At 69.6% G+C, this 13,146-nt stretch carries 10 protein-coding genes; 8 read left to right on the plus strand and 2 right to left on the minus strand.

Annotated elements, in window-relative coordinates; translation table 11 throughout:
* The 3 genes from LH076_RS07765 to mshC are packed head-to-tail and all read left to right on the plus strand — an operon-like array spanning nt 1 to nt 2,617.
* On the plus strand, nt 1-585 hold the full coding sequence (locus tag LH076_RS07765) for a DUF3090 domain-containing protein (protein ID WP_227783408.1): 585 nt from the start codon (nt 1-3) through the stop codon (nt 583-585).
* On the plus strand, nt 575-1,348 hold the full coding sequence (locus LH076_RS07770) for an SCO1664 family protein (RefSeq protein ID WP_227783409.1): 774 nt from the start codon (nt 575-577) through the stop codon (nt 1,346-1,348). The genes LH076_RS07765 and LH076_RS07770 overlap by 11 nt, the downstream gene beginning before the upstream one ends.
* A gap of 30 nt (nt 1,349-1,378) precedes the next feature.
* Nucleotides 1,379-2,617, plus strand: a complete 1,239-nt coding sequence (gene mshC, locus LH076_RS07775; protein ID WP_227783410.1) for a cysteine--1-D-myo-inosityl 2-amino-2-deoxy-alpha-D-glucopyranoside ligase — start codon at nt 1,379-1,381, stop codon at nt 2,615-2,617.
* Here the strand turns inward: mshC and LH076_RS07780 are convergent.
* On the minus strand, nt 2,614-3,462 hold the full coding sequence (locus LH076_RS07780) for a PAC2 family protein (RefSeq protein ID WP_227783411.1): 849 nt from the start codon (nt 3,460-3,462) through the stop codon (nt 2,614-2,616). The two genes, mshC and LH076_RS07780, sit on opposite strands and share 4 nt — an antisense overlap.
* A gap of 79 nt (nt 3,463-3,541) precedes the next feature.
* On the opposite strand from LH076_RS07780, the gene metH reads away from it, so the two are divergent.
* The 4 genes from metH to LH076_RS07800 all read left to right on the plus strand — a co-directional run bounded on the left by metH (nt 3,542) and on the right by LH076_RS07800 (nt 11,149).
* Nucleotides 3,542-7,222: a methionine synthase gene (gene metH, locus LH076_RS07785; protein WP_415753331.1), complete on the plus strand. Its 3,681-nt coding sequence runs from the start codon at nt 3,542-3,544 to the stop codon at nt 7,220-7,222.
* Complete coding sequence (locus tag LH076_RS07790) at nt 7,222-7,449, plus strand: hypothetical protein (RefSeq protein ID WP_227783413.1); 228 nt, start codon at nt 7,222-7,224, stop codon at nt 7,447-7,449. The genes metH and LH076_RS07790 overlap by 1 nt, the downstream gene beginning before the upstream one ends.
* 94 nt (nt 7,450-7,543) lie before the next feature.
* Entirely contained in the window at nt 7,544-9,325 is a 1,782-nt protein-coding gene (locus LH076_RS07795) for a DUF3556 domain-containing protein (RefSeq protein ID WP_227783414.1), read from the plus strand.
* A gap of 15 nt (nt 9,326-9,340) precedes the next feature.
* Nucleotides 9,341-11,149 carry an N-acyl-D-amino-acid deacylase family protein gene (locus LH076_RS07800; protein ID WP_227783415.1) on the plus strand — a complete coding sequence of 603 codons (1,809 nt, stop codon included), beginning with the start codon at nt 9,341-9,343 and terminating at the stop codon, nt 11,147-11,149.
* Here LH076_RS07800 and LH076_RS07805 read toward each other — a convergent pair.
* Complete coding sequence (locus LH076_RS07805) at nt 11,136-12,329, minus strand: PucR family transcriptional regulator (protein WP_227783416.1); 1,194 nt, start codon at nt 12,327-12,329, stop codon at nt 11,136-11,138. The genes LH076_RS07800 and LH076_RS07805 overlap by 14 nt on opposite strands.
* A 37-nt stretch (nt 12,330-12,366) precedes the next feature.
* On the opposite strand from LH076_RS07805, the gene LH076_RS07810 reads away from it, so the two are divergent.
* Nucleotides 12,367-13,074 (plus strand): tyrosine-protein phosphatase, encoded by a 708-nt coding sequence (locus LH076_RS07810; RefSeq protein WP_227783417.1) that lies wholly within the window; start codon nt 12,367-12,369, stop codon nt 13,072-13,074.
* Nucleotides 13,075-13,146: the final 72 nt, after the last annotated feature.

Genomic DNA, 13,146 nt, shown 5'->3' on the forward strand with positions numbered 1-13,146 from the left:
ATGTCCGTCGTCCACCGCTTCGATCCGCCGGACCGCTTCGTCGCCGGTACCGTCGGCGAGCCCGGCGCCCGCACGTTCTTCCTCCAGGCCCGTGAGGGCCGGCGTCTCGTCAGCGTCTCGCTCGAGAAGGAGCAGGTCGCGCTGCTGGCCGAGCGCGTCGACGAGCTGCTCGACGAGGTCACGACGGCGACACCGACGCTGATCCCCGCGATGGCGCCGCTCGGCCTGGTCGACAACGACCCGCTCGACCAGCCGATCGAGGAGGAGTTCCGCGCCGGCACGATGACGCTCTCGTGGGACTCGACGGACGAGCGGATCGTGATCGAGGTCTACCCCTTCGACGAGACGCTCGCCGCGACCGAGGACCTCACCGACGTGGCAGGCCTGCTGCAGGAGGCCGAGGAGACGCCTCCCGAGGAGCTCCTCGTCGTCCGGCTCGACTCCGGCCGCGCGCGGGCCTTCGCCAAGCGGGCGTTGCAGGTCGTCGGTGCCGGCCGGCCCACCTGCCCGTTCTGCGGCGGTCCGATCGACCCCGAGGGTCACCTCTGTCCACGGGCCAACGGGTTCAAGCGGCGTGATCCCTGAGCCCACCCTCGACCTGGTCTCCGGCGAGCTCGAGCTCGTCGGGCGCGTCACGTCGGCCTCCAACCACACCTACGTCGCCACCCTCGGCGAGCTCCAGGTCGCCTACAAACCGATCAGTGGCGAGAAGCCGCTGTGGGACTTCCCCGACGGCCGGCTGGCCTACCGCGAGGTCGCCGCACGACTCCTCTCCGAAGCGACCGGTTGGAACGTCGTGCCGCCGACGGTCCTGCGCGACGGCCCCCGTGGCGAGGGGATGGTGCAGCTCTGGTGCGAGCCCGACCCGGCGCAGGACGCCGTCACGATCGTCCCGGCCGGCCAGCACCGGGACGGCTTCCGCCACGTCTTCGACGGCGTCGGGTACGACGACCGCCCGGTGTCCCTCATCCACGAGGACAGCCAACCCCTCAGGCGGATGGCGATCTTCGACGTGCTCGCCAACAACGCCGACCGCAAGGGCGGCCACGTCCTGGAGATGCCCGACGGGCATCGCTTCGGGATCGACCACGGCATCTGCTTCCACTCCGAGCCCAAGCTGCGCACGGTCCTGTGGGGCTGGGCGGGGGAGCCGCTGACGGAGGACGAGCTCGTCGTCGTACGGCGGGTGCGGGCCGCGCTCGACGGGGAGCTCGGCGCCGAACTGTGCTTCTGGCTCTCGGCGTGGGATCTCGAGGCCCTCGTCGCACGCGCCGACCGGCTTCTCGGCACCGGCACGATGCCGGTGCCGGGAGTGGGTTGGCCGTCGATCCCATGGCCGCCGTTCTAGGCAGGCCGCTCGCCCGTAGAATCCGGTGCCATGCAGCCGTGGAGTGCCCCCGACGTCCCCGCCCTGCCGGTCACGGCACCCGAGGTCGCCCTCCACGACACCGCGACGGGCGGCCTCGTTCCCGTCGCGCCTGAGGGCCCGGCCCGGCTCTACGTCTGCGGCATCACGCCGTATGACGCCACCCACATGGGCCACGCCGCCACGTACGTCGGCTTCGACCTGCTCAACCGGGCCTGGCGCAACGCCGGCCATGAGGTCGTCTACGCACAGAACGTCACCGACGTCGACGACCCGCTGCTCGAGCGGGCCACGAAGGTCGGCATCCCGTGGCAGGAGATCGCCGAGCGCGAGACCGAGCTCTTCCGCCAGGACATGACCGCCCTGCGCGTCCTCCCGCCGGCCTTCTACACCGGCGCGGTCGAGTCGATCCCGCTCGTCATCGCGCTCATCGAGCGGCTCGAGGCGGCCGGTGCCGCCTACGAGGTCGAGGGCGACCTCTACTTCTCCGTCACCGCCGACCCGGCGTTCGGGGAGGAGTCCCACCTCTCCCGCGAGGAGATGCTGCGGATCTTCCCGCAGCGCGGCGGCGACCCCGACCGCCCGGGCAAGAAGGACCCGCTCGACCCGATCCTCTGGCTGGCCGAGCGCCCCGGTGAGCCCTCGTGGGAGTCGCCGTGGGGCAGGGGGCGCCCCGGCTGGCACATCGAGTGCGCGGCGATCGCGATGGAGCACCTCGGTGGCTCCTTCGACGTGCAGGGCGGTGGCTCCGACCTCGTCTTCCCACACCACGAGATGTGCGCCGGTCACGCCCAGGTCGCCGTCCCCGGCACGCCGTTCGCGAAGGTCTACGCGCACGCCGGCATGGTCGCGTACGACGGCGAGAAGATGTCGAAGTCGAAGGGCAATCTGGTCTTCGTCTCCTCGCTGCGCAACAGCGACATCGACCCGATGGCGATCCGGCTCACGCTGCTGCGTCACCACTACCGCTCGGACTGGGAGTGGACCAACGCCGAGCTCAACGAGTCGTTCAACATCCTCGACCAGTGGCGCAAGGCACTTGCCCTGGGTGCCGGTGCTCCCACCGGCCTCGTCGTCGAGGACGTCCTCGACGTGTTGGCCGCCGATCTCGACTCGCCCGCCGCCCTCGAGGTCATCCAGGACTGGGTCGACGCCACCCTCGGCGTCGACGGCCTCGCCGACGCCAGCGAGGCCACCGCCGCCGCGACGATCAGTGACCTGCTCGACGCAGCGCTCGGGCTGAAGCTCTAACTCTCGTCGTTGCGGCGCTTGAGGTACTTCTCGAACTCCCGCGCGATCGCCTCGCCGGAGGCCTCGGGAAGATCGGCGGTGTCGCGCGTCTCCTCGAGCGCCCGGACGTAGTCGGCGACGTCCTCGTCCTCCTCGGCGAGCTCGTCGACACCGCGCTCCCACGCCTTGGCGTCGTCGGGCAGGTCGCCGAGGGCGATCGGGATCTCGAGGAGCTCCTCGAGCCGGTTGATCAGCGCGAGGGTGGCCTTGGGACACGGCGGCTGGGCGACGTAGTGCGGCACGGCGGCCCAGAACGAGACGGCCGCGATGTCCTCCTGCACACACGCGTCCTGGAAGACGCCGACGATCCCCGTCGGCCCCTCGTACGTCGAGACCTCGAGCTTCAACCGGTCGATGAGCTCCGGCTCTGTCGACGTACCTGAGACGGGGATGGGGCGGGTGTGCGGCGTGTCGGCGAGAAGCGCACCGAGCGTGACGACCATCGAGCCGCCGAGGTGGTCGACGACGTCGAGGAGCTCGTCGCAGAACTGGCGCCAGCGCATCGACGGCTCCAGGCCGCGGATGAGGATCACGTCGCGGTCGAGCTCCGGGGGAGAGGCGATGGCGATCCGGGTGGTCGGCCAGGTGATCGAGCGCATGCCCTCGGCGTCGGTGCCGACGTGCGGCCGGTTGACCTGGAAGTCGTAGAAGTCCTCGGGGTCGACCTCGCCGATGATCCGCGCGCTCCAGACGCTCATCAGGTGGTCGACCGCGTTGGAGGAGGCATCGGCGGCGTCGTTCCACCCTTCGAAGGCCGCGATCACGACGGGGTTGTTCAACGCGTGAATGGATGCCAGCTCGATCACTCCACAAGGGTAGCCTTGCCCGGTGACCTATCGGCCTGATTCCACGGACGCGCTGACCTCGACACTCCGCGAGCGCATCATGGTGATCGACGGCGCAATGGGTACGGCGATCCAGCGGGATCGTCCTGACGAGGCCGGCTACCGGGGTGAGCGGTTCAAGGACCACCCGAGCGACCTGATCGGCAACAACGACCTCCTGACGCTCACGCAGCCGCAGATCATCGCCGGCATCCACCGCGAGTATCTCGACGCCGGTGCGGACATCATCGAGACCAACACGTTCAACGCGAACGCGGTCTCGCTCGCCGACTACGACCTCGCGGACCTCGCCTACGAGCTCAATTTCGAGTCCGCCAAGCTCGCGCGCGAGTGCGCCGACGAGTTCTCCACGCCGGAGAAGCCGCGGTACGTCGCGGGTGCGCTCGGCCCGACCACCCGGACCGCGAGCATCAGCCCCGACGTCAACGACCCGGCGGCCCGCAACGTCTCCTACGAGCAGCTCGTGGACGCCTACCTCGTCGCTGCCCGCGGCCTCGTCGAGGGCGGAGCCGACCTCCTGATGATCGAGACCATCTTCGACACCCTCAACGCCAAGGCGGCCATCTTCGCCGTGGAGACCCTCTTCGAGGAGACCGGCCGCCGCTGGCCGGTCATCATCTCCGGCACGATCACCGACGCCTCGGGCCGCACGCTCTCCGGCCAGGTGACGGAGGCCTTCTGGGACTCGATCCGCCACATCCGCCCGATCGCCGCAGGCCTCAACTGCGCGCTGGGTGCCAAGGAGATGAGGCCCTACATCGCGGAGATGGCCCGCGTCGCCGACACCTTCGTCTCCTGCTACCCGAACGCCGGTCTGCCCAACGCCTTCGGTGAGTACGACGAGGTCCCCACCGACACCGCCGCACACATCCACGACTTCGCCGAGTCCGGCTTCGTCAACCTGGTCGGTGGCTGCTGCGGCACCACGCCCGCCCACATCGCCGAGATCGCCCGCCAGGTCGAGGGCCTCAGCCCGCGTACGCCGGGCCAGACCGAGCCCGCCACGCGACTGTCCGGCCTCGAGCCCTTCACGATCAAGGACGACTCGCTCTTCGTCAACGTCGGCGAGCGCACCAACATCACCGGCTCCGCCAAGTTCCGCAACCTGATCAAGGACGGCGACTACGACACCGCCCTCCAGGTCGCCGCGCAGCAGGTCGAGGCCGGTGCGCAGGTCATCGACGTCAACATGGACGAGGGCATGATCGACGGCGTGGCGGCGATGGACCGCTTCCTCAAGCTGGTCGCCTCGGAGCCTGACATCAGCCGGGTCCCGGTGATGATCGACTCCTCCAAGTGGGAGGTCATCGAGGCCGGCCTGCGCAACGTGCAGGGCAAGCCGATCGTGAACTCGATCTCGCTCAAGGAGGGCGAGGAGAAGTTCATCGCCCACGCCCGACTCTGCCAGAAGTACGGCGCCGCCGCGGTCGTCATGGCCTTCGACGAGGACGGCCAGGCCGACAGCCTCGAGCGTCGCAAGCAGATCTGCCAGCGCGCCTACGACATCCTCGTGAAGCAGGTCGGCTTCCCCGCCGAGGACATCATCTTCGACCCCAACGTCTTCGCGGTCGCCACGGGGATCGAGGAGCACGCGACGTACGGCGTCGACTTCATCGAGGCGACACGGTGGATCAAGCAGAACCTGCCCGGCGCCAAGGTGAGCGGCGGCATCTCCAACGTCAGCTTCTCGTTCCGGGGCAACAACCCGGTGCGTGAGGCGATCCACGCCGTCTTCCTCTTCCACGCGATCGAGGCCGGCCTCGACATGGGCATCGTCAACGCCGGTGCGCTGGTGCCCTACACCGAGATCGATCCCGAGTTGCGCGATGCGATCGAGGACGTCGTGCTCAACCGCACCGACGACTCGATCGCCGCGACCGAGCGCCTGCTCGGCCTCGCCGAGAGGTTCCGCGGCACCGGCGGGTCTGATGCGGCTGCCGACGGCGTTCAAGGGGAGTGGCGCGAGCTGCCCGTCGGCGAGCGGATCACGCACGCCCTGGTCAAGGGCATCGACCAGTTCGTCGAGGCCGACACCGAGGAGCTCCGCGCCGAGATCGAGGCCCGCGGCGGCCGCCCGATCGAGGTCATCGAGGGCCCGCTGATGGACGGCATGAACGTCGTCGGAGATCTCTTCGGCGCCGGCAAGATGTTCCTCCCGCAGGTGGTCAAGAGCGCCCGCGTGATGAAGAAGGCCGTCGCCTACCTCATTCCGTTCATCGAGGCCGAGAAGCTCACCAACCCCGAGTTCGCCACCGCCAAGGAGACCAACGGCACGGTGATCATGGCGACCGTGAAGGGCGACGTCCACGACATCGGCAAGAACATCGTCGGCGTCGTGCTGCAGTGCAACAACTACGAGGTGATCGACCTCGGTGTGATGGTGCCCGCGCAGAAGATCCTCGACGCCGCCGTCGAGCACAACGCCGACATCATCGGTCTCTCCGGCCTGATCACGCCGAGCCTCGACGAGATGGTCAGCTTCGCGACCGAGCTGCAGCGACTGGGCTCGACCACGCCGCTGCTCATCGGTGGTGCCACGACGTCGCGCGCCCACACGGCGGTGAAGATCGACCGCGCCTACGACGGCCCCGTCGTCTGGGTGAAGGACGCCTCGCGCTCCGTGCCGACGGCCGCTGCACTGCTCCACCCGGAGAAGCGGGTCGAGCTGCTCGCCGACCTCAAGGCCGACTACGACTCGCTGCGCGAGCGGCACTCGCAGAAGTCCGAGCGGAAGCTCCTGCCCTTCGAGGACGCGAAGGCGCACCGCGCCCAGCTGGACTGGAGCCATGTCCCGGTGGAGCCCGCCCGCCCCGGCGTCCACGTCCTCACGGACTACCCGGTCGGGGAACTGCGGGAGTACATCGACTGGCAGCCGTTCTTCAACGCGTGGGAGATGAAGGGCAAGTTTCCCGAGATCCTGCACAGCCCCGTGACGGGTGAGGCGGCCACGAGGCTCTACAACGACGCCCAAGCGATGCTCGACCGGATCGAGAAGGAGGGCTGGCTGAGACCGCAGGGTGTCTACGGCCTCTTCCCGGCCAACTCGACCGGAGAGGACATCGCTGTCTGGGCCGACGACTCCCGCACCGAGCAGCGCGCCGTGCTGCACGCGCTGCGCCAGCAGGGCGAGCACCGTGAGGGCGTCTCCAACAAGTCCTTCGCCGACTTCGTCGCGCCGGTGGGTGTCGCGGCCGACCACATCGGTGCCTTCGCCGTCACGGCCGGCCTCGAGCTGCCCGAGCGGATCACGGCGTTCAAGGCCGACCTCGACGACTACAACGCGATCCTGCTCGAGTCTCTCGCCGACCGCCTCGCGGAGGCCTTCGCCGAGCGCCTGCACCAGCGCGTCCGCACGGAGTTCTGGGGCTACGCCGCCGGCGTCGAGGAGCACCTCTCCAACGACGAGCTGATCGCCGAGAAGTACGCCGGCATCCGGCCCGCTCCGGGCTACCCGGCCTGCCCCGACCACACCGAGAAGCAGACCATCTGGGAGCTGCTCGACGTCGAGAAGAACACGGGCATCGAGCTCACCGAGTCGATGGCGATGTGGCCCGGCGCGTCCGTGTCCGGCGTCTACTACGGCCACCCGGAATCGCAGTACTTCGTGGTCGGTCGCCTCGGTCGCGACCAGATCGCGGACTACGCCGAGCGCAAGGGCTGGACCGTCGCTGAGGCCGAGCGCTGGCTCTCGCCCAACCTCGGCTACGATCCGGAGGACTGATGGACCGGGACCAGTCCCGCTACGGCCAGCCCCGTCCGCCGATCGCCCTGGTGATCATGGGCCTCCTGATCGCCGTGGCGATGACGGTCGCCGGCGCCCTCTGGACCTTCCAGTGGGGCGCCGAGACGAAGAACAGCGCGGGGCAGAGCATCGGGCCGATCGTCGCCGGGCTCGGCGTCGCGTTGGGTTACGTCATCCTCCGTGGCCTGATCCGGAGTCGGCGCTAGCCGTTCTGGCCTGTGCTGTGCGCACAGGAGCGTGGCCGGATCGCTGTGCGCGGCGCCCGTGGAAGATGTGAGCCGCGTCACATAGCGTGCGGCCATGGGGTTTCTCCAGCCGAACTCGCCGAAGGTTGACTACGCCATGTGGCGCGCAGGGTCGCGCCCGGAGCGGATGCGTCCGTTACTGCACCACCTCGCCGAGGCCGGCTTCGGCACGCCGGACGTGGTGATCGTCGGCTACCTGATGAAGATCCTCCTGTACGTCGCCGGGGGCATGCTCTTCGCGCTCTCCACCAGCGGCATCGACGGCTGGAGCTCGGTCGGGCAGTGGTGGCATGAGCCGGTGGTGTTCGAGAAGGTCGTGCTCTTCTCGATGCTCTTCGAGGTGCTCGGCCTCGGCTGCGGCTTCGGCCCGCTCAACCTGAGGTTCCTGCCGCCGCTGGGCTCCTTCCTCTACTGGCTGCGCCCAGGCACGATCCGCCTGCCACCGTGGCCGGACCGGGTGCCGTTGACCCGTGGCGACCGGCGGGGCGTCCTCGACATCGCGCTCTACGCAGCGCTCCTGGTGCTGTTGGTCCGCGCCCTGCTCTCCGACGCCGTGCCCGGCACGGAGATCGCGGGCAGCAGTCTCGGCGTCCTCGCGCGCTCGGTCGTCGCTGCGCCGCTGGTGGTGCTCGTGATCCTCGGCCTGCGGGACAAGACGATCTTCCTCGCCGCCCGGTCGGAGGTCTACGGCACGCTCGCGGCCTGCACCCTCCTCCAGGGCGTCGACATGATCGTGGCCGCCAAGCTGGTCATGCTGGCGATCTGGTGGGGCGCCGCGACCTCGAAGCTCAACCGCCACTTCCCGTACGTCGTCGCCATGATGATGAGCAACAGCCCGGTGTGGCGACTGCCGGCGATTCGGCGTCGGTTCCACCGGCGCTTCTCCGACGACCTCCGTCCGTCGCGGCTGTCGGCCGCACTGGCCCACGGCGGCACCGCGGTGGAGTTCGGCGTCCCGCTGGTGCTGATCCTGTCGCACGGCGGCCTCGTGACCACGGTGGCGGCGATCGTGATGATCGCCTTCCACCTCAACATCATCGTGTCGTTCCCGATGGGTGTGCCGCTGGAGTGGAACGTCTACATGATCTTCGGCATCGGCACCCTGTTCGTCGACAAGGCGTCGTACGGCGTCGGCGACCTCGTCCACCCGATCCCGGTCATCCTGGGGATGCTCGTGGTCGTGGGGACGGTCATCCTCGGCAACCTGCGACCCGACAAGGTCTCCTTCCTGCCGGCGATGCGCTACTACGCGGGCAACTGGGACACCTCCCTGTGGTGCTTCACCGAATCCGCCGTGGAGAAGTTCGAGGCCGGCATCATCAAGGCCGCAGCCCTCCCGCACCTGCAGCTGGAGAAGATCCACGGCAAGGAGGACGCCGAGATCACGCTCGTCACCGGCTGGGCGTTCCGGGCCATGCACACCCACGGCCGCGCGCTCTTCGGCCTGGTGCCGCGCGCGGTCGCGGGCCGACCCGAGAGCGACTACGTGCTGCTCGACGGGGAGACCGTCGGCGGGGCGACGCTGGGCTGGAACTTCGGCGACGGGCACCTGCACGACGAGCAGCTGATCCGGGCCGTCCAGGACCGATGCCACCTCGCCCCCGGGGAGCTGCGGGTGATCATCCTCGAGGCCCAACCCATGCACCGCCAGACGCAGCGCTATCGCATCGTCGACGCAGCGTCCGGCTGTCGTGAGCGCGGCCGCGTCCGGGTGGCGGATCTCGCCGAACGCCAGCCCTGGGACACCGACATCCCGATCCAGGTCGAGTCTCCTGCCGACCTTGTTCCATCGCCGCGGCCTGCACCCGAGCAGCGCACCGCCCTGCATCACCCGTGAGAAAGAGGGACACCCATGTCAGCGACCAACTCCACGGCCCCCTTCGAGGTCATCATCCGCAGCGGTCTCTACTTCGACGGTGACGGCTCACCCGCCGTCGTCCGCGACCTCGGCATCCGTGACGGCAGGGTCACCGCGGTCTCCGACGCTCCGCTCGATGCCACGGGCTGTCCTCAGGTCATCGATGCCACCGGGAAGTGGGTCCTGCCCGGCCTGGTCGACATCCACACCCACTACGACATCGAGGTGCTCGAGGGACCGGCTCTCGCCGAGTCGCTCCGCCACGGGGTCACGACGGTCCTGATGGGCTCGTGCTCGCTGTCGACGATCCACGTGGGCGGCATCGACGCAGGGGACCTCTTCGGCCGGGTGGAGGCGATCCCGCGGCTGCACGCCATCCGGGCGGTCGACAAGGCGAAGACGTGGACGACCGCTGATGAGTACGTGGCGGCACTCGAGGAGCTCGCGCTGGGCCCCAACCTGGCGGCGTTCATCGGGCACTCCGACATGCGGACCGCGGTGATGGGCCTCGACCGGGCGACCCGCAAGGAGCAGAAGCCGACCCGCGCAGAGATGGCGCGGATGGAGGAGATGCTCACCGAGGCGATGGACGCCGGCTTCGTCGGGCTCTCGTCCCAGCAGCTCCTCTTCGACAAGATCGACGGTGATCGCTGTCGCTCGCGCACCCTGCCGTCGACGTACGCCAAGGCGAGCGAGCTGCGCCGGCTCAAGTCGATCCTGCGCAAGCGCCACCGGGCCCTGCAGTCCGGCCCGGACATCCAGAACCCCTTCAACATCTTCTCCCAGGCGCTGACCTCGCTGGGTATCGGTCGGCCCAAGCTCAAGACCAGCCTGCTCTCGGCGGCCGACGTGAAGTCGAACCCGCAGGCGATGAGGATGTTCGCTCCGCTCGCCCGATTCATCAACAGCCTCGGCGGCGACTTCCGCTGGCAGCACCTGCCGGTCCCGTTCGAGGTCTACGCCGACGGCATCGACTTCGTCATCTTCGAGGAGTTCGGCTCCGGTGCCGCAGCGATGCACCTCGCCGAGGAGCTGGTCGCGCGGGAGGAGATGCTGCGCGACGAGGAGTACCGGCGCTGGTTCCGCAAGGACTATGACAAGAAGTTCGGCATCCGGGTATGGCACCGCGACTTCTTCGACGCCGACATCGTCGCCTGTCCCGACCCCTCGGTGGTCGGTAAGTCGTTCGGCCAGGTCGGCGTCGACCGCGGTGGCATCCACCCGGTCGACGCGTTCCTCGACCTCGTGCTCGAGCACGGCACCGCCCTCCGCTGGCGCACCACGATCTCCAACCACCGCCCCGAGCTGCTCAAGCAGTTGGCGGTGGACCCGGGCCTCCAGATCGGCTTCTCGGACGCGGGCGCCCACCTGCGCAACATGGCCTTCTACAACAGTGGCCTGCGGCTGTTGCGCCACGTCCACCAGGCGGAGCGTGCCGGCACGCCCTTCATGACGATGGAGCACGCGGTCCACCGACTGACCGGCGAGCTCGCCGACTGGTACGAGCTCGACGCCGGGCATCTCCGGGTCGGGGACCGGGCCGACCTGTTCCTGCTCGACCCCGAGTTCCTCGACGACTCGCTCGACGCGTACCACGAGGCGGCCATCCCCCAGTTCGACGACCTGCCGCGCATGGTCAACCGCAACGACGCGACGGTCCCGGTGGTGATGGTCGGCGGCCGGACGGTGTGGTCTGACGGAGCGCCGACGGAGGTCCTCGGCAGTGAGCGCACCGGCCGCTTCCTCCGGGCGGGCGACGTCCAGCGTGAGCCTGTCCCGGCCCGCGCGGCTACGGTGTCGTGAGGACGGAGCGACCGAGCCAGTAGGCCACGCGGAGGGCCGTCTCGACCTCGAGCCGGTCCTCCCGCAGGCTCCGACCCAGGATCTCCTCGGCACGCCGGACGCGGTAGAGGACCGTATTGCGGTGCACTCCCAGCCGGTCAGCTGCCGTGGCGTAGCTTCCGCCCGCCTCGAGGAAGGCCCGCAGCGTGTCCCGGAACCGCGCATGGGTCACGTCGTCGAGGGCCAGAGCGCCCAGGGTCTGATGCACCCACTGGGCAGCCGCCGCAGGATCCCGCGCCAGCAACAGCGGCAGGCGGGCGGCCCCTGCACGGGCCACGCGGGGCCGCGTCTCAGGTCGCATCGCCGCCACGAGCCCCTGCAGCCGGCGCGCCTGCCGATGACTCTCGACGAACCCGTCGGGACCGGCCGCGACGTCTCCCACGGCCACCCACCCCTCGGGCGCACCGTCCGGTGAGCCGAGCTCCTGCAGTCGTACGTCGTCGCCCGGCAGCCATGCCCAGACGGTCGTGCTGTCGACGGGCACGACGAGGGCTCCCGGCCGGCGCGTCAACGTGGGGTGAGGCCGGTCGCCACCCCAGAGGACGAGGCCCACGTGGTCCTGGTCGAGCCGGTGCCCGAGCTCGCGGGCCGCGAGCTGCGCGCGTTCGGCGTGGTCGTCGAGAAGCGCCGCCACGAGCCCGCTGCCCCGTGCCGCGCCGACCGCCTCCCACCGAGCGCGCGCGTCCTCATGGGCTGCGACGACCCGCTCGGAGATGCCGTCCACGTAGTCGAACGCAACAGCCGACAGGGCCTGGCTCGCTGCGATCACGATGCTCGGGTCGGCACCGCTCGCGGCCAGGTTCGCCCCCACCGCCTCCTGGGCGCGGGCCTGGCCGATCCGATAGGCGCGCAGCAGGGCACTGGCCGGGATGCCGCGCTCGGCAAGACGCCGAGCGTAGGCGAGGGCGGCCTCGGGCACCGCCGTCCCGGGGTTGAGGTCACCCTGCGCGAGACGTCCCGTGGCCTCACGGAGGTTCGCGACGACGCTGTTGGCGAGGTCCTCGACCAGGACGGGGTCGCCGGCCAGCTCCGGTACGTCGGCGGCGATCTGTTCCGCCAGTGCGGCACCGAGCTCGGCGGAGTGCTCCCACATCTCGGCGGCCGAGTTGCGCACGAGCGCGACCATCTCAGCCTGCGGCATGGCGAAACTGTAACGTGTTCCTGCTACGGTGCGCCGCGTGAGGCTTGAGGTCGACGGTACCTACAACTTCCGCGAAGTGGCGCCCGGCGTGCTGGTGCCGGGCGTGCTCTACCGTTCGGACTCCCTGGATCGGCTGGGTGACGCGGGGCGCCGGATGCTCGCCGAGCTGGGGATCGGTCTGGTGATCGACCTGCGCAGCGACCTGGACCTCCACGTGAGTGGTCCGGACCTGCTCGACGGCACCGGCATCGAGTACGTCCGCCACCAGATCCTCAGTGCGGGCGTGAACCTCGACCCGGCGAACCTCGACCTGCGCCTGATCTATCGCGAGATCCTGCAGGCGCACGGCCCGGAACTGGCTCTGGCGATCCGCGCGATCGCCGACCACCACGGCGCAGTCCTCGTGCACTGCACGGCCGGGAAGGACCGGACCGGTCTCCTGGTGGCACTCATCCTGCTCGCGCTCGGTGTCGCCTACGAGGCGGTGGTGGACGACTACGTCGCCACGACGGCGAACCTCGCGGGCCCGTGGAGCGACGCCCTCTTCGCCAAGCTCGCCGCCTACGACGTCGAGCGGACCGACACACTGGTCGAGGTGATGGCCCATGCCCCCGAGCCCGTCCTGAAGGACGTCCTCGATTGGGTGGAGACGGAGTACGGCGGCGTGGCCGCCTACCTGTCGAGCATCGGAGTCGACGACGCCGTTCTCCTGCGCCTGCGTTCAAGACTCCTCGCCGAGCTCTGAATCGACGCACGCAAATGGGGGTAAACCACCGCCATGCGTCGTCGTGTGGTCCTCTGCTCCCTCGCATGCGGC

The organism is Nocardioides sp. Kera G14 (assembly GCF_020715565.1).
Classification (GTDB): Bacteria; Actinomycetota; Actinomycetes; order Propionibacteriales; family Nocardioidaceae; genus Nocardioides.